Raw genomic sequence first — 16,070 nt, 5'->3', positions numbered from 1 at the left:
CGGGCCCTGTCTAAGGGGCGCTCCGCGCTCTGTCTAAGGGGCGCTTCGCCCTCTGTTCAAGGGGCGCTTCGCGCTCTGTCTAAGGGGCGCTTCGCGCCGGGGCCGCGGGCTCCGGCGCGGAGCGGCGGGCGGGAGCAACCCACCGTTCGCACAGCAGGGCGGCGAGCGCCGTGGCCGTCAGCAGGGCGCCGGCCACGGTCACGCTGCGGACGCCGGAGTGGTCGATGAGCGCGCCGCCGAGCAGTGAACCGCCCGCGATGCCGATGTTGAAGGCCGAGCCGCTGCCGGCCGAGGCGATGTCGGTGCTGCCCGGGGCCACCTGTAGCGCGCGGCTCGCGATGGCCGCGGCCAGTGCGCTGAACGACATGCCCGTCAGGCAGAGGGCCACCACCGCCACCGCGTGCACGGCGCCGAAGGCGTACAGACCCAGCAGCGCGCACGTGATGAGGGCCAGCGGCCCGACGAGGGCGGTCCTCGGCCGGCTGTCGAGCAGCCGGCCGACCACGATCGTCCCCGTGACCCCGGCGATCCCGGACGCGAGGAGCAGCGGGCTGAGCGCGGCCGGGGCGAACCCGCCGAACTCCAGCAGGAACGGCGTGATGTAGGTGTACGCGGTCAGGTAGCCGCCCACCCCGATCACGGTGGCGACGATCAGAAGCGCGTAGCGGCGGGCGTCCGGGGTCGCGCCGCGGCCCGGCTCGTGGCCGTCGGAGCCGCCGCCCGCCTGCCGGCGGCCGGGCATCAGCGCCGCCACTGTGATGCACGTGACCAGGCCGACGGCGGCGGCCAGGGCGAAGGCGGCCCGCCAGCCGACCTGCTGGCCCAGCCAGGTGCCGGCCGGGACGCCGAGGACGGGCCCGAGGGAGCTGCCGATCGACATCCGGGCGATCGCGCGTCCCCGGATCTCCGGGGGGAACATCGCCGCCGCGGCCGGGGTCGCGACCGACCAGAACAGCGCCTGGGTGGCCGCGACCAGCAGCCGTGCGGCCAGGAGCGTCGGATAGTTCGGCGCCACGGCGGTCAGCAGCATTCCCGCGACGAACACGGCCAGCGTGGCGGTGAGCAGCCTGCGCCGCGGCACCCGCTGGGTCAGCCGGGTGAGCGGCAGCGAGGCCAGCACCACGACGGCGGCGTATCCGGTGACGAGCAGGCCGGTCTCGGACGGCGACCGGTCCAGGTCGGCCGCCATCACCGTGAGCAGCCCGATGGGCAGGACCTCGGCGGTGACGTAGGTGAAGGCGCCGACGGCGAGGGCGACCAGCGCCCACGCCGCACGGCGTTGCGTCGTAAGGTGCACCCGCTCCTCTTTCCCCCGTTTCCGGCCAAAGACGTTCTACCGGACATTCGGGGAAAAGCGGGAATCTTTGTTCAGGGGTTGAAGAAGACCATCAGGAAGAGGACGACGAGCCAGATCAGGGCGCTGATTCCGGCCAGCGCCGCGATCCGCCCGGTCTGCACCTTCGCGTCGTCCTCCGGCGACTCGCTGGACAGCGCCGCGATCGCCGTACGCTGGTCACGCTCGACGATCACCAGCAGGACGGCCGCCACGACGAACAACGTCATCGACACCGACAGGTACGGCGCGCCGAGGGCGCTGCGGCCCAGCAACAGGCCGAACAGGAAGACCCCGATCGTGAGCAGGCCGAAGAGCCGGGTCGCGCGGTGCAGATATCGCAGCACGCCCAGATCGCGCGCCCGTATGTAGCGCGGGGTGACGCTCGTGACCGCCGTGAGCGGACCGAGCGCGAAGATCGCGAACCCTATGTGCAGCCACAGCAGCAGGTGGTCGAGAGGCGACATGGGCAGAGGCTATCGCCTGACTGATCGGCCCCGCAGTCGCCCGGACGCGCTCGTCGCGCCGCGCGTCGGACGCCGGGGGCGTGCGGGAGTCACTTCCGGCGACGGGGGCGGTTGTGGACCGCCATCTCGAACAGCACCGTGGTGAGGACCATGAGGACGACGAGGCCGACCGCTGCGAACATGGGAGCGCTCCTTCCACTGGCATGTGGAACGACCAGCGCGAACAGGGGATGCCTGTCTATCGTCCGCCGATTGCAGCCCGGTCGGCAATCGATTATCGAATCCCCGGGCCGCGGCGTCCGTCTCCCCGCTCACGCCCGCCGCCCGGGCCTTCCGGTCCCCGCCGGTCCTGCGGCTTCGGAACGCGCCCCCGATCCGCGCCGATGTGCTAAGCCATGCCCGCGTGGCAGACGACGAACCGTCTACCGGTCCGCCTCCGGCTCGGCGGCGGGAACCCGGCGTAGCGCGTGGACGGTCCCCAAGCCCAGGATGACGATGCTGGTTCCGACGGACGCGAGCATGGCGAGAGGGGAGAAGGGCCCCTCCAGCAGCAGGACCGGGATGATCCCGATGAGCGCGACGAGACCGGCGGCGAGCGACCACGGCGCCGTGAGGGCGTGCACGTCGTACCAGACCCGTTCGCTGGCCATCGTCCGCCTGGTGCGGATGCCGAGGAGGGCGTTGGGAGCCAGGGTCCGGCGCGCTCCCATCCGGCCCATCGCCACGAGCACGGCGCCGAGGACGACGAGGCACACGGCCGGATAGACCCGTTCGAGGAACGGGGTCTGCGCTTCCACGGCGGCGGTGACCAGGGCGGATGCTGTCACGTGTGCTCCCTCCGGTCGTGCGGGTGACTCAGGTGGACCGCCGGCCCCCGGCTCGGCCGCTCAGCGGGTGCGGCGGGCGCGCAGGAAGTCGCTGACGACGTACTCGCCGAGGCGGTCGGCGCTGGCGGAGAAGACGCGGCCGCCGTTGCGCCGGGCGACCTCGTCCACGAACTCCCGCAGCCGGTCGTCGGCGGCCAGCATGAAGACGTTGATCGTCGCGCGCCGTCTGGACATCTTGTCGACCTCGGCGAGCGTCAGCGTCAGCGTCTCCTGCGACGGAGGCCACTCGAAGCGCGGCACGCCGTTGCGCATCAGGTGCGCCGTCGGCTCGCCGTCGGTGACCACCAGGACGACCGGCTCGAAGTCCGGGTGCCGGTCGAGGTGACGGCCCGCGATCAGCAGCGCGTGGTGCAGGTTCGTGCCCTGGACCATGTCCCATTCGAGCCCGGCCAGCTCGTCGGGCCGCAGCACGCGGGCGTAGTTCGAGAACCCGATGATCTGCACCGCGTCCTGGGGGAACTTCGAGGCGACCAGCGCCTGCAGGGCGAGTGCGGTCTGCTTGGCCGCGGCCCAGGTGCCGCGCAGGGCCATCGAGTAGGACAGGTCGACCAGCAGGCAGACGGCCGCCGCGGAGCGCCGCTCGGTCTCCACGACCTCGAAGTCGTCCACCGACAGGGTCACGGGCGCGCCCCCACCCCGCCGTACGCCGTTGACGACCGTACGGACGACGTCGATGGGCTGCTCGTCCCCGAATCGCCACGGGCGGGTCGAGCCGGTCGGCTCCCCGGCCGTGCCCGCGTCGCGCTGGTCGTGGTCGCCGCGGCGGCCCGAGTCGAGCGAGGCGAAGACGCGGCGCAGGGCGGTCTCCCCGAGGCGGCGTACGGCCTTGGGCGTGAGCTCCAGCTTGCCGCGGTTGCGCCGCAGGTAGCCCTGGGCCTCCAACTCGCGTTCGACCTGTCGCAGCGCCTCCAGGTCGTCCACGGCCGAGCGGCCGAGCGCCCGCCGGATCGCGGCCTCGTCGATGTCGTCGAGCCGGGCGCCGGGGTAGTCCTGGCGCAGCGCGGTCTCCAGGTCGCCGAGGTCGGCCAGCTCCTGCAGCGCCGTCACGGCGTCGCCCATGCCCATCGGCTGCTCGCCGGACACGCGTTCGGGGGCGCCCCAGGCGAGGTCGGGACGGCGGGCGTGGAGGGAGTCGCCGAGGCGCCGCATCTGCTCGGCCAGGCCCGCCTGCTCCAGCGTCTGGTCGATCAGTCCGGCCAGTTCCGCGCGCTGCTCCGGGGTGAGCGAGGCGAGCAGCCGCTGCGCGGCGGCGGCGCGGCGGGCGAGCTGGTCGACCAGCTCGTCCAGGTTCCGCGGGTTCTCGGGGAACATGTCCCCGTATTTCTGCATGAACCGGTCAAAGTCGTCCTGGGTGTGCTCGCCCCGGGCGTCACGGTCCAGCATGTCGTTGAGGTCCGACATCATCTGCCGGACCCGTTCCATGGCGGCCGGGTCGGGGTTGGCCAGCGCGTCGCGCATGCCGCGGAACTGGCTGTCGAGGACCTCCCTGCGCAGCAGGTCGCGCAGCTCCTCGAACGTCTGCCGCGCGGCGGCCGAGCGCCAGTCGTACTCGGCGAGCTCCTGGACGGCCCGTGAGGTGTCCGAGGGCAGCGCGTCCAGCGCCGACTCGCGGAAGCGGGCGTCGTCGGAGGGATCGGGGAACAGTTCGGCCCGCTCCTGGCCGATCGCCTTGTCGAGCAGGGCGCGCACGCGCTCCAGCGTGCCGTCGAGCCGGGTGTTGTCCCGCAGCTCGCGGCGGCGCCGCCGCACCTGGCGGAGCAGGTCGTCCAGGCCGCGGCGGTCGGGGGCTCCCGGCAACCCGCGCCGCAGCAGGTCGCGCAGCGCGTCGAGCGGCGTCGAGCCGGACAGGACGGCGTCGCCCATCTCGTCCAGCGCCGATCGCACGTCGTACGGCGGAGCCAGCGGATCCGGCCCGTCGTGGTACTCCCGGTAGAAGTAGCTCACGTCCGGTACACCGCGGCGCCGTCGGTCTCGTCCTTGGACAGCCTGCGCATCAGGTAGAGCCCTTCCAGCGTGAACTCCAGCGCCGCGGCGGCGTGGCCGGGCGACTCGTCGCCCTCGCCCATGCCGAGCCGTGCCATGATCTTCGACAGGCCCTCGACGCGGCCGATCCTGCGCAGCAGTTCGTGGGCCGGGACCAGCTCGCCCGACTCCACCTGCGCGCCCTCGCCGAACCTGTCCAGCAGCGGCGCGAGGTCGGCGCCGCCGAGCGAGGCGCGGAACGTCTCGGCCGTCGCGCGCCGCAGCAGGTGGGCGAGCACCTCGATCTCCCGCCCCTCCTCGCTGACCTCGAACTCCACCTTGCCGCGCAGCGTGTGGACCACGCCGGGCAGGTCGCACACGCGGGTGACGGGCCGCTCCTCCCCGGTCAGCGCGGCCCGCCGTACGGCGGAGGCGGCGGCGGTCTCGGCGGCCGCGATCGAGAAGCGGGCCGACACGCCCGAGCGGGAGTCGACCGCGGTCGACTCGCGGACCAGGCGGGTGAACCGGGCGATCACCTCCACCAGGTGGTCGGGGAGGTCCGCGCCCAGGGCGCCGAGCTCGGCCTCCTGACGGATCAGGACCAGCTCGTCCTCGACCGTACGGGGGTAGTGGGTGCGGATCTCCGCGCCGAACCGGTCCTTCAGCGGGGTGATGATCCGGCCGCGGTTGGTGTAGTCCTCGGGGTTGGCGCTGGCGATCAGCAGGATGTCGAGGGGGAGCCGCAGGTTGTAGCCGCGGACCTGGATGTCGCGCTCCTCCAGCACGTTGAGCAGCGCCACCTGGATGCGCTCGGCCAGGTCGGGCAGCTCGTTGACGGAGAAGACGCCCCGGTTTGTCCGGGGAACCAGGCCGTAGTGGACGGTTTCGGGGTCGCCGAGCGTGCGGCCCTCGGCGATCTTGATGGGGTCGACGTCGCCGATGAGGTCGCCGACCGAGGTGTCCGGGGTGGCCAGCTTCTCGCCGTACCGGTCCTCGCGGTGCTTCCACGCGACCGGCAGATCGTCGCCGTGCGCGGCGGCCAGCCGGCGGCACCGGACGCAGACCGGCGCGTACGGGTGGTCGTTGATCTCACAGCCCTCGACCACGGGCGACCACTCGTCGAGCAGGCCCGTGATGGTGCGGATCAGGCGGGTCTTGCCCTGGCCGCGCTCGCCGAGGAGCACGAGGTCGTGGCCCGCGATCAGCGCCCTCTCCAGGTGGGGCAGGACCGTGTCGTCGAAGCCGACGATGCCGGGGAACCGGGCCTCGCCGGCCCGCAGCCGGGCCAGGAGGTTCTCCCTGATCTCGGCCTTGACCGTTCGGTATCGGTGTCCACTCTCGCGCAGTTCACGCAGAGTGCTGGGGGCAGGCGTGGGCGATTTGTGCACGGAGTCGAGCCTACGTCCCCATCGGATGATCCGGCAGCCGAGTTTGCGGAGACGCGGTTGAGAGACGCGGCTCAGGGAAACGGCTCGGGGACGCGACCCAATTGGCCGTGCGGCCCGTGCGTCGACCTCCGTTCAGTGGGGAGAATCGGCCCAAGGAAACAGTCGCGGAGGAAGAGAGGGCGAGACTATGGCGGTAATGACGAGCCGCTTCGCCGACGGTCTCGCCGTGGGCCCGAACCTGGTGGAAGCGGCCGAGACGGCCGTACGCCAGGCGTTGGCCGGCCTGTCGGGTCCGCCAGATCTTGTGTGCTTCTTCATCTGCGGGGACGACCCCGACGACGTGGCCAGAGCCGGCCGGCGGGCGATGTCCGTCGCGTCCGGGGCCGACGTGATCGGCTGCAGCGCGACCGGCGTGATCGGGCACGGCCAGGGCGTGGAGCTGACCCCCGCCGTGAGCGCGTGGGCGGCGTCCCTCGGCGGGGCCAGGATCGACACCTTCGCCCTGGAGACGCTCCGGACGGAGGACAGGTTCGTGGTCGTGGGGCTGCCGGAGCGTGTCCCCGACGACCGGGCGGCGATCCTGCTCGCCGACCCCTACAGCTTCCCCACGGACGCGTTCATCGAGCACTCGCACGAGGTGCTGGGCAGCCTGCCGATCGTCGGCGGCCTGGCCAACGGGCTCCAGGGCCGCGGCTCGGTGCGGCTGTTCGCCAACGGGGAGGTCCACGACTCCGGCGCGATCGGCGTGGTCATCGGCGGCCAGGTGAACGTCGGCACCGTCGTGAGCCAGGGCTGCCGGCCGATCGGGCCGTCCATGGTCGTCACCCGCGCCGAGGACAACGTGCTGCTGGAACTCGCGGGCCAGCCCGCCCTGGCGCGCCTGGAGGACATCGTCAGCGCCCTCGACGAGGAGGACCGCGACCTGGTCGCCGCCGGCTTACAGATCGGCATCGCGATGGACGAGTACGCCGAGCGCCACGAGCGCGGCGACTTCCTGATCCGGGGGGTCATCGGGATCGACCCCGAGCGCGAGGCGGTGGCCGTCGGCGACGTGATCGAGATCGGCAGGACGGTGCGGTTCCAGGTCAGGGACGCCGAGGCCGCCGACGAGGACCTCTACGAGCTGCTCGACGACCACCTGCGGGAGCACTCCGGCCGGATCGAGGGAGCGCTGCTGTTCTCCTGCAACGGCCGGGGCTCGGGCATGTTCGACTCGGCCGACCACGACGCGCTCGCCGTACGCGAGACGCTGGGGCCGATCGGGGTGGCGGGGTTCTTCGCCGCGGGCGAGGTGGGGCCCGTCGGCGGGCACAACCACGTCCACGGCTTCACCGCGTCGCTGCTCGTCTTCTCCAGCGGCACGGACCTGTCCAGCGGCACGGGATTGTCCGGCGATACGGGCTTCTCCGGCGGCACCGGCTTCGGCGGCGGCACGGGGTTCCCCGGAGGTACGGGCTTCCCGGGGGACGCGGGAGCGGGCGCGTGAGCGACCTCATCCTGGCCGTCGACATCGGCGGCACGAAGTTCGCGGCCGGCCTGGTGGATCCGGACGGGCGGGTCGTGGCCGCCGAGCGGGTCGCCACCCCGCAGGGCGGCGACGCCGAGACGCTGTGGGAGACGCTGACCGCGCTGCTCGACCGGCTGGACCTGCCCGCCGCGCTCGCCGGCGTGGGCGTCGGCTGCGGCGGGCCGATGACCTGGCCCGAGGGGGAGGTCTCGCCTCTCAACATGGGCGGTTGGCGGGGCTTCCCGCTGCGCGGGAGGCTGGCCGGGCGGTTTCCCGGCGTCCCGGTCCGCGTCCACAACGACGCGATCTGCCTGGCCGTCGCGGAGCACTGGCGCGGCGCCGGGCAGGGGAGCGCGGCCATGCTCGGGATGGTGGTGTCGACCGGCGTCGGCGGCGGGCTGATCCTCGGCGGCAGGCTCATCGACGGCGGGACGGGCAACGCGGGTCACATCGGCCACGTGGTGGTCGACCCGGATGGCCCAGCGTGCGGCTGCGGCGGCAACGGCTGCCTGGAGGCGGTCGCCCGCGGGCCCGGCCTCGCCGCCTGGGCGCTCGCGCAGGGCTGGTCGCCGGACGCCGCGGTGACCCAGGGGGAGCTCTACCAGGAGGAGGGGACGGCCACCGCGCGCCGCCTCGCCTCCGACGCCGCGGCCGGCGACCCGATCGCGCTGGCCGCGATGGCCCGGGCCGGGCGCGCCCTGGGCGTCGCGATCGCCTCCGCCGTCAACCTGTGCGACCTCGACCTCGTGACCGTCGGTGGCGGGCTCAGCCAGGCGGGCGGCCTGCTGTTCGCGCCGCTGGAGGAGGCGTTGCGGGAGCACACCCGCATGGGGTTCGCCGGGCGGGTGCGGGTCGTGCCCGCCGCGCTCGGCCAGGACGCCGGACTCGTCGGCGCCGCCGCGCTCGTGGCGGCCGGCGACAGGTACTGGTCGCCGGAGCGCTGAGAGCGCCGGAACCTGTGATGATGGGCACATGGCTGTCCCACAGGTGACGTACGAGGACGTCGTCGCCGCACGCGAGTCGCTGTCGGACGTGGCGGCGCTGACGCCCGTCCTGCATTCCCGGGTGCTGTCCGAGATCGTCGGCGGCTCGGTGCATCTGAAGTGCGAGAATCTCCAGCGGGCCGGGTCGTTCAAGGTTCGCGGGGCGTACGTGCGGATCGCGCGCCTGAGCGAGGAGGAGCGGGCCCGGGGCGTGGTCGCGGCCAGCGCGGGCAACCACGCGCAGGGCGTCGCACTGGGATCGTCGCTGGTCGGGGCCAAGTCGACCGTCTACATGCCCGAGGGCGCGCCGTTGCCGAAGGTGGAGGCCACCCGGGCGTACGGCGCGGACGTGGTCTTCGCGGGGCACACGGTCGACGAGGCGCTGAAGGCGGCCAGGGAGCACGCGGACCGGACCGGCGCGGTGTTCATCCACCCGTTCGACCACCCCGACGTGGTCGCCGGGCAGGGCACGGTCGGCCTGGAGATCCTGGAGCAGCTTCCCGGCACGGCCACGATCGTGCTGCCCATCGGCGGCGGCGGTCTCGCGGCCGGGGTCGCGCTCGCGGTGAAGTCCCAGCGCCCGGGCATCAAGGTGGTGGGCGTGCAGGCCGAGCGGGCCGCCGCCTACCCCGACTCGCTGGCCGCGGGCCGTCCGGTCATGGTCGAGCCCACGTCCACGATGGCCGACGGGATCGCGGTCGGGCGGCCGGGCGACCTGCCGTTCGAGCTGATCCACTACCTGGTCGACAGCGTCGTCACGGTGTCGGAGGAGTCGCTGTCGCGGGCCCTGCTGCTGTGCCTCGAACGCGCGAAGCTGCTGGTGGAGCCGGCGGGGGTGGCGGGGGTCGCGGCGCTGCTCGACCAGCCGCACGCGTTCGAGCCGCCGGTCGTCGTCGTGCTGTCGGGCGGCAACATCGATCCGCTGCTGCTGGCCAGGGTGCTGCGGCACGGTCTCGCGGCGGCGGGCCGCTATCTCGCCTTCCGCATCCGGCTGACCGACCGTCCGGGGGCGCTGGCCGCGCTGCTGGCCCGGCTCGCCGACCTCGGGGCCAACGTGCTCGACGTGGTGCACGAGCGGTTCGGCTCCCGGCTGCACCTGGAGGAGGCCGAGGTCCTGCTGCAGCTGGAGACCCGCGGCCCCGCGCACTGCGACGAGGTGCTGAGCGCGCTGCGGCGGGACGGCTACAAGCTGCTGTTCTCCTGATCGACCGGCCTCGGCCGATCAGGTGGCCGGGGCGGGACGCTTCGGCTGGAACAGCCAGGCGTCGAACAGTCCCTTGAGGTCCTTGCCCGAGACGCGCTCGGCCAGCGTGATGAACTCCTGGGTGGTGACGTTGCCGTACCTGTGGGCGTCGGTCCACGCCCTGATCAGCGGGAAGAACTTCTGGTCGCCGATCTCGCGGCGCAGCGCGTGCAGCGTCATGGCGCCGCGGTTGTAGACGGCGGCGCTGAACAGGTCGTCGGCGCGGGCCGCGCCCGGGGGATAGGCCCACATCGGGTCCGCCGCGTTCTCGTAGTAGCGCCGGAAGGCCGAATCGGCCGTGTACTGGCCGGTGTGCTCCGCCCACAGCCATTCGGCGTACGTCGCGAAGCCCTCGTTCAGCCACAGGTCCCGCCAGCGGCCGATGCTCAGGCTGTCGCCGAACCACTGGTGGGCGAGCTCGTGCGCGATGATCGCGGGCTCGGGCGAGAAGCCGCCGTAGATGGGCTTGGTCTGGTTCTCCAGCGCGTACCCCGCCGCGTAGTCGTCGATCACGCCGCCGGTGGAGGAGAAGGGGTACGGCCCGAAGACGCTCGACCAGTAGTCGGTGATCTTCCCGGTCTGCGTGAAGAGGGTGTCGAGCGAGCCGCGGAAGGAGTCGGCGACGGCCGCGTAGATCGGCAGGCCCTTCTCGCTCGTGCCGGTGCGGACCTGGAACTTGCCGGTCGTCATCGTGGCGAGATAGCTCGCCATCGGGTGCTTCTCCCGCCAGACGAAGGTCGTCCTGCCCGCCGCGGTCTGCGGCGTCCCGGCCATCTCGCCGTTGGCGATCGCGGTCAGCCCCTCGGGCACGGTGATCCGGAAGTCGTAGGTCGCCTTGTCGGCGGGGTGGTCGTTGGACGGGAACCAGGTCTTCGCGCCGTTCGGCTCGCACGTGACGAACGCGCCGTCCGGGGTGGCGATGAAGCCGTACCGGCCGAGGTTGGCGGAGTCGTGCATCGGTTCCGGCACGCCGGAGTAGTCGACCGTGACCGCGAACCCGTCGCCGTTCCGGATCCGCCGGGCCGGCTCGATCACGAGCTCGTCCTCGCTGCGGCTGAACGAGGCCGCCGCGCCCTCCACCGTCACGCGGCTCACGGTGAGCCCGTGCAGGTCCAGGTCGAACGACGTGAGGTCCTGCGCGGCCTTCGCCTCGATCGTGGCGCTGCCCGCGAGCTTCCTGGACGACGGGTCGTACGACAGGCGGAGGTCGTAGTGCCGGACGTCGTAGCCGCCGTTGCCGTCGCTGGGGAAGTCGGGGTCGCCGATGCCCGGGGCGCCCATGGTGCCCGTCGACGTGCCCACCCCCGCCGACGCGGGGGCGGCGGCCGCGGCCGGGGACGGCGCGACCGCGCCCTGGGACGGCGCGCAGGCCGTGGCGGTTCCGACGGCCACCGCACAGATCAGGGCGGTGATCGGCGTCCTGGTCGGCGTCCTGGTCGGCACTGAGAACGGAGGAAGACGATGCGTGGCCATATGTCTGGCAACTCTATGCGAGGAGGCGAGGTGGTCCGGGTACTGAGGCCGCGTGTTTTGCCTGCTCGCAGGGGTTGCGTCTGGGGGGCGGCCGTCTCAGGTCGCGCCTGGGAGCGGCCGTCTCAGGCGTCCACGACGACCGTCCGGGCGGCTTTGTCGTGCAGGGCCTGCTTCCTGCGGTCGAACAGGATCCAGGCGAGGTTCACCAGCCCGAGGCAGAACAACCAGCCCAGCACGATCTCCACAGCCTGCCGCACGGCGATCGGCCCGGGACCGGCGGGCTCCCCGGTCTCCCGCACCACGCGCATGCCGAACAGCCTCTTGCCCACCGTCTGGCCGTTCCAGAACGACTGGAGCAGCCAGTAGTAGAGGAACCCGATCAGCCCGACCAGAAGACCGTTGCCGACCGGAATCCGGGCCACCGCCCCCGTCGTGCCCTCGGACACGACCCGCCAGTTGTCCCAGGTGAGCGGCGAGGTGACGACGCCGATGAGCACGGCGTCCAGGATCCCGGCGAACAGGCGGCGCCAGCGGCCGGCGAGCCGCGGCGCCGTCAGCCCGAAGGGCGGGGGCGTCCAGGGAGTCCTCGGTTCCTCGTACGGGCTTCCCGGAGGCGGCGGTGTTCCCATGGCTGAATGGTCACCCCGCCGCCCTTCGGGCAAAGCCGGGCAGGCGCAAAGGGTGCGTCAGTGGGTGTCAGAGGGTGCCGCGGCGTGCCTGCTCGCGCTCGATGGCCTCGAAAAGCGCCTTGAAGTTGCCCTTGCCGAAGCCGAGGGACCCGTGCCGCTCGATGAGCTCGAAGAAGACGGTCGGGCGGTCCACCACCGGCTTGGTGAAGATCTGCAGAAGGTAGCCGTCCTCGTCGCGGTCCACGAGGACCCGGCGCTTCTTCAGCTCCTCGACCGGCACGCGGACCTCACCGATGCGGGCGCGCAGCTCCGGGTCGTCGTAGTAGGAGTCCGGCGTGTCGAGGAACTCGACCCCCGCCGCGCGCATGGCGTCCACGGTCGTGAGGATGTCGTTGGTGGCGAGCGCGATGTGCTGCACGCCCGGGCCGCCGTAGAACTCCAGGAACTCCTCGATCTGGGACTTCTTCTTGCCCTCGGCGGGCTCGTTCAGCGGGAACTTGACCTTGCGGGTGCCGTCCGCGACGACCTTGGACATCAGCGCCGAGTACTCGGTGGCGATGTCGTCGCCGATGAACTCGGCCATCTTGGTGAAGCCCATGACCTTCTCGTAGAACTCCACCCACTCCTCCATGCGCTCGACGTTGCCGACGCAGTGGTCGATCGCCTGGAAGAGCCGGCCGTTCTTCACCGCGGGCGGCGCGACGATGGGCTCGGCCGCGACGTATCCCGGCAGGTAGGCGCCGGCGTAGTTGGCGCGGTCGATCAGCGTGTGCCGGGTCTCGCCATAGGTCGCGATGGCCGCGACGACGACCTTGCCGTGCTCGTCCTCGACCACGTGGGGCTCCTCCAGCCCCCGGGCCCCGCTCTCCAGCGCGTGCCGGTAGGCCGTCTCCACGTCCGGCACGTCCAGCGCGAGGTCGATGACGCCGTCGCCGTGCTCGGCCACGTGCCGCGCGAGCGGCGTGCCCGCCCGCACGGCTCCGCGCAGCTCGAACCGGGCCGAGCCCGACGCGAGGACGTACGCCACCTCGTCGCGGCTGCCCGTCTCCGGCCCCCGGTAAGCCACCAGGCGCATCCCGAAGGCGGTCGAGTAGTAGTGGGCGGCCTGCTTCGCGTTGCCGACGGCGAAGACCACCGCGTCCATGCCGTGAACCGGAAAGACATCGTTCATGTGACAAGCGTCCGTTCGCATGGCCAATTTGTGCAACAGTGACTCAAACAGGTGGACAATGTGCTCAGTCTCCGCTTCGTACAAGGGGAAATCGTTATGACGATTGACCACCTCGACGCCCGTCTTGTCGCCCTGCTGGCCGCCGAGCCCAGGATCGGCGTGCTCGAGTGCTCCCGCAGGCTGAACGTCGCCAGGGGCACGGTGCAGGCCCGGCTCGACCGGATGGCCGCGAAGGGGGTCATCACCGGCTACGGCCCGGACATCGATCCGGCCGCGCTCGGCTTCGACGTGACGGCGTTCGTGACGTTGCACATCAGGCAGGTCGCGGGGCACGTGCCGGTGGCCGACCAGCTCGCGCTCATCCCCGAGGTCCTGGAGGTCCACACGATCACCGGTGGCGGGGACATGTTCTGCCGCGTGGTCGCCCGCAGCAACGCCGACCTCCAGCGCGTCATCGACCGCATCGTGGACGTGCAGGGGGTCGTACGGACCGAATCGGTGATCGCGCTCGACACGCCGGTGCCGTACCGGACCCTTCCGCTCGTCCGCGCGGCCGGGGGCTGACCGGGCGGTTATCCACAACGTCCTGCCGTGGGCCAGGCTTTTCCACAGACGTCGCGGGAAGTGCCGGACCATCGATGGCCATCGTTTACCGTGGTCCTATCCGCCCAGCTCAGGGGCACAAACGGGCGTAGCGGGGGTATCGGACTTATCGGGGGTCACAGCGTGGACAGCGCCGAGGAGGGCCCGATCGAGGAGGGCGCCGTGGAGCCACAGGCGTCACTCGGCGGCCCGAACGGGGGAGGCGGCGAGGGCGGCCGCGCGCCGGAGCCTCGCCGGCGAAGACGGCTGCCGCGCGTCCTGCTCGTGAGCCTGGCCACCGCGATCGCCGGGCTCGTCGTGTTCCTCGCCGTGGTGTGGGCGCTGACCCCCATCCCGGACAGCACCCAGGAACTGGCGACGGCCCAGGGCTCGGTGATCTACTACCGGGACGGCAGGACCGTGCTCGCCAACGAGGGCGTCAACCGCAAGAACGTGCCGCTCGCGCAGGTCCCGCAGGTCGTCAGAAGCGCGGTGATCGCGGCGGAGAACCGGACGTTCTACCAGGACCAGGGCGTCTCCGTGTCCGGTACGGCCCGCGCCGTCTGGTCGACGATCACCGGCCGCCAGCTCCAGGGCGGCTCGACCATCACCCAGCAGATGGTCCGCAACTACTACAGCGGCCTCGGTCAGGAACGCTCCATCGCGCGCAAGCTCAAAGAGGTCATGATCGCGCTGAAGGTGGATCGATCCAAGACGAAAGACTGGGTGCTGGAGCGCTACCTCAACACCATCTACTTCGGCCGGGGCGCGTACGGCGTCCAGGCCGCCGCGCGGGCCTACTTCGACAAGGACGTGCAGAACCTGACGGCGGCAGAGGGCGCCTACCTCGCCGCCGTGATCCAGCAGCCCACCCGTTTCGCCAATCCGGCCGGGGCCGCGCTCGACGCGGTGAAGGCCAGATGGGCGTCGGTGGTCCGGGGCATGCGCGAGATCGGCGCGATCAGCCGCGAGGAGGCCGGCGCGCTGGTGTTCCCCACGCTCGCCAAGCAGCGCGCCCCGCTGTCCCTCGGCGGCCAGAACGGCTACATGCTGGCGCAGGTGCGCGCCGAGCTGAACCGGCTCGGCTTCACCGACGAGGACATCAACCACGGCGGTCTGAAGGTCACCACGACGTTCGACAAGAAGCTGATGGCGCAGGCCCAGCAGGCGGTCAAGTCGGTCCTGCCGGACGACACCCCCAAGAAGGTCCGCACCGGCCTGGCGGCCGTCGATCCCGCGACCGGCGAGGTCGTCGCCTTCTACGGCGGGCGGTACGAGACCAACCAGTACGACAACGCCTTCTCCGCCAAGGTCCAGGCGGGCTCGACCTTCAAGCCCTACACGCTGGCCGCCGCGCTCGAAGCCGGCTACGGGCTCGACGCGCTCGTCTACGGCAACTCGCCCATCCGTATCGGCTCCACCGACATCCCCAACTCCGGCGGCAAGTCGTACGGCTCGGCGATCACGCTGCTCGAGGCGACGCAGTACTCGGTCAACACCGCCTTCGTGGACCTGGGCCAGCGGATCGGCATCGACAAGGTCGTCGCCGCGGCGCGGGCCGCCGGGATTCCCGCGGCGCAACTCGCCCCGCACCAGGGCGCCGCCACGCTGCCCCTCGGCGTGGCGTCGGTGAGCGCCGTGCAGCAGGCCTCCGGGTTCGCCACGTTCGCCGCCGGGGGAATCCATCACGAGCCGCACGTGATCCGGGCGGTCACCGACGGCACCGGACTCACCCGCAGGTTCGCCCCGCCCGGCACCCGGGCCTTCAGCGAGAACACCGCCGCCGACACGACGTACGCGCTGGAGCAGGTGGTGCGCAGCGGCACCGGCGGCGCCGCGGGGCTGTGGGACCGCCCGGTGGCGGGCAAGACCGGCACCACCGACGAGTCCGCCGCGGTCTGGTTCTCCGGCTACGTCCCCCAACTGGCCGTCGCGGTCGACATGTTCCGCGACGACAACAAACCGGTGACCGTTCCCGGCTACGGCGAGCTGTACGGCGGCACACTGCCCGCCGAGATCTGGAAGACCTTCATGAGCACCGCCATGGAGGGCAAGCCGGTCCGGGAGTTCCCCGACCCGGTCACATGGAATCCCTACAACTGGGACACCTACGGCATGGCCATGCCCCAGCCGAGCGGCGTTCCCACCGCCTACCCGTCCGGTGGTCCCTACCCGTCAGGTCCGCCCGGCGCCGACGGCCCGCATGGGCCGTACGGACCGGGGGGCGCGGGGGTGCCGGGCCAGGACGTGCCCGGCGCGACCACGGACGCGGAGGAGGAGCAGCAGGGCACGACCGGCCAGGACCGCGAGACCGGCCCGCGAGGCGGCGCGAACGGAGTCGACGGGATGACAGGCCCGGCCGGCGCGGCCCGTGCCCGCGACACGGGTGCCGCGGACGCCGCCCCCGGGGCGGGGAACGACAGATCCGACGCGGGCACCACGGGC

At 72.2% G+C, this 16,070-nt stretch carries 13 protein-coding genes; 5 read left to right on the top strand and 8 right to left on the bottom strand.

Annotated elements, in window-relative coordinates:
• Nucleotides 1–79 precede the first annotated feature (79 nt).
• The 5 genes from AB0J39_RS05765 to AB0J39_RS05745 all read right to left on the bottom strand — a co-directional run bounded on the left by AB0J39_RS05765 (nt 80) and on the right by AB0J39_RS05745 (nt 6,037).
• Nucleotides 80–1,297, bottom strand: a complete 1,218-nt coding sequence (locus AB0J39_RS05765) for an MFS transporter (protein ID WP_363462238.1) — start codon at nt 1,295–1,297, stop codon at nt 80–82.
• A gap of 71 nt (nt 1,298–1,368) precedes the next feature.
• Entirely contained in the window at nt 1,369–1,800 is a 432-nt protein-coding gene (locus AB0J39_RS05760; RefSeq protein WP_363462236.1) for a hypothetical protein, read from the bottom strand.
• 422 nt (nt 1,801–2,222) lie between these two features.
• On the bottom strand, nt 2,223–2,627 hold the full coding sequence (locus AB0J39_RS05755; RefSeq protein ID WP_363462234.1) for an SdpI family protein: 405 nt from the start codon (nt 2,625–2,627) through the stop codon (nt 2,223–2,225).
• A 60-nt stretch (nt 2,628–2,687) separates the two neighbouring features.
• On the bottom strand, nt 2,688–4,631 hold the full coding sequence (locus AB0J39_RS05750) for a hypothetical protein (RefSeq protein ID WP_363462232.1): 1,944 nt from the start codon (nt 4,629–4,631) through the stop codon (nt 2,688–2,690).
• Nucleotides 4,628–6,037, bottom strand: a complete 1,410-nt coding sequence (locus tag AB0J39_RS05745; protein WP_363462230.1) for a sigma 54-interacting transcriptional regulator — start codon at nt 6,035–6,037, stop codon at nt 4,628–4,630. The genes AB0J39_RS05750 and AB0J39_RS05745 overlap by 4 nt, the downstream gene beginning before the upstream one ends.
• Nucleotides 6,038–6,233: 196 nt before the next feature.
• Here AB0J39_RS05745 and AB0J39_RS05740 point away from each other — a divergent pair, with 196 nt between their 5' ends.
• Genes AB0J39_RS05740 through ilvA form a run of 3 tightly spaced genes read left to right on the top strand, consistent with a single transcriptional unit; the run spans nt 6,234 to nt 9,731 of the window.
• Nucleotides 6,234–7,523 (top strand): FIST N-terminal domain-containing protein, encoded by a 1,290-nt coding sequence (locus AB0J39_RS05740; protein WP_363462228.1) that lies wholly within the window; start codon nt 6,234–6,236, stop codon nt 7,521–7,523.
• A complete protein-coding gene (locus AB0J39_RS05735) occupies nt 7,520–8,488 on the top strand; it encodes an ROK family protein (RefSeq protein ID WP_363462226.1) in 969 nt (322 codons plus the stop codon). The genes AB0J39_RS05740 and AB0J39_RS05735 overlap by 4 nt, the downstream gene beginning before the upstream one ends.
• A 28-nt stretch (nt 8,489–8,516) precedes the next feature.
• A complete protein-coding gene (gene ilvA, locus AB0J39_RS05730; RefSeq protein ID WP_363462224.1) occupies nt 8,517–9,731 on the top strand; it encodes a threonine ammonia-lyase in 1,215 nt (404 codons plus the stop codon).
• An 18-nt stretch (nt 9,732–9,749) separates the two neighbouring features.
• On the opposite strand, the gene AB0J39_RS05725 is transcribed toward ilvA, so the two are convergent.
• From AB0J39_RS05725 to hppD, 3 genes are all read right to left on the bottom strand, one after another.
• Complete coding sequence (locus AB0J39_RS05725) at nt 9,750–11,243, bottom strand: M1 family metallopeptidase (RefSeq protein ID WP_363462222.1); 1,494 nt, start codon at nt 11,241–11,243, stop codon at nt 9,750–9,752.
• A gap of 122 nt (nt 11,244–11,365) precedes the next feature.
• Nucleotides 11,366–11,872, bottom strand: a complete 507-nt coding sequence (locus AB0J39_RS05720) for an RDD family protein (protein WP_363462220.1) — start codon at nt 11,870–11,872, stop codon at nt 11,366–11,368.
• 67 nt (nt 11,873–11,939) lie between these two features.
• Entirely contained in the window at nt 11,940–13,043 is a 1,104-nt protein-coding gene (hppD, locus tag AB0J39_RS05715; RefSeq protein ID WP_363462218.1) for a 4-hydroxyphenylpyruvate dioxygenase, read from the bottom strand.
• Between the two features lie 96 nt (nt 13,044–13,139).
• Between hppD and AB0J39_RS05710 the strand changes: the two genes are divergently transcribed.
• Together AB0J39_RS05710 and AB0J39_RS05705 are read left to right on the top strand one after the other, a co-directional pair.
• Nucleotides 13,140–13,607 (top strand): Lrp/AsnC family transcriptional regulator, encoded by a 468-nt coding sequence (locus AB0J39_RS05710; RefSeq protein ID WP_363462216.1) that lies wholly within the window; start codon nt 13,140–13,142, stop codon nt 13,605–13,607.
• 162 nt (nt 13,608–13,769) lie between these two features.
• A partial coding sequence (locus AB0J39_RS05705) for a transglycosylase domain-containing protein (protein ID WP_363462214.1) occupies nt 13,770–16,070 on the top strand: 2,301 nt, incomplete at its 3' end.

The sequence above is a fragment of the Microbispora sp. NPDC049633 genome, from assembly GCF_040675265.1.
Lineage (GTDB): Bacteria > Actinomycetota > Actinomycetes > Streptosporangiales > Streptosporangiaceae > Microbispora > Microbispora maris.
This window is presented reverse-complemented; position numbering and strand designations above follow the sequence as displayed.

Bases quoted from the DNA above. Each gene is read 5' to 3' on its own strand.
- AB0J39_RS05740 (WP_363462228.1), top strand. From the start codon at position 6,234: ATGACGAGCCGCTTCGCCGACGGTCTCGCCGTGGGCCCGAACCTGGTG.
- AB0J39_RS05720 (WP_363462220.1), bottom strand. From the start codon at position 11,872: ATGGGAACACCGCCGCCTCCGGGAAGCCCGTACGAGGAACCGAGGACT.
- AB0J39_RS05760 (WP_363462236.1), bottom strand. From the start codon at position 1,800: ATGTCGCCTCTCGACCACCTGCTGCTGTGGCTGCACATAGGGTTCGCG.
- ilvA (WP_363462224.1), top strand. From the start codon at position 8,517: ATGGCTGTCCCACAGGTGACGTACGAGGACGTCGTCGCCGCACGCGAG.
- hppD (WP_363462218.1), bottom strand. From the start codon at position 13,043: ATGAACGATGTCTTTCCGGTTCACGGCATGGACGCGGTGGTCTTCGCC.
- AB0J39_RS05710 (WP_363462216.1), top strand. From the start codon at position 13,140: ATGACGATTGACCACCTCGACGCCCGTCTTGTCGCCCTGCTGGCCGCC.
- AB0J39_RS05725 (WP_363462222.1), bottom strand. From the start codon at position 11,243: ATGGCCACGCATCGTCTTCCTCCGTTCTCAGTGCCGACCAGGACGCCG.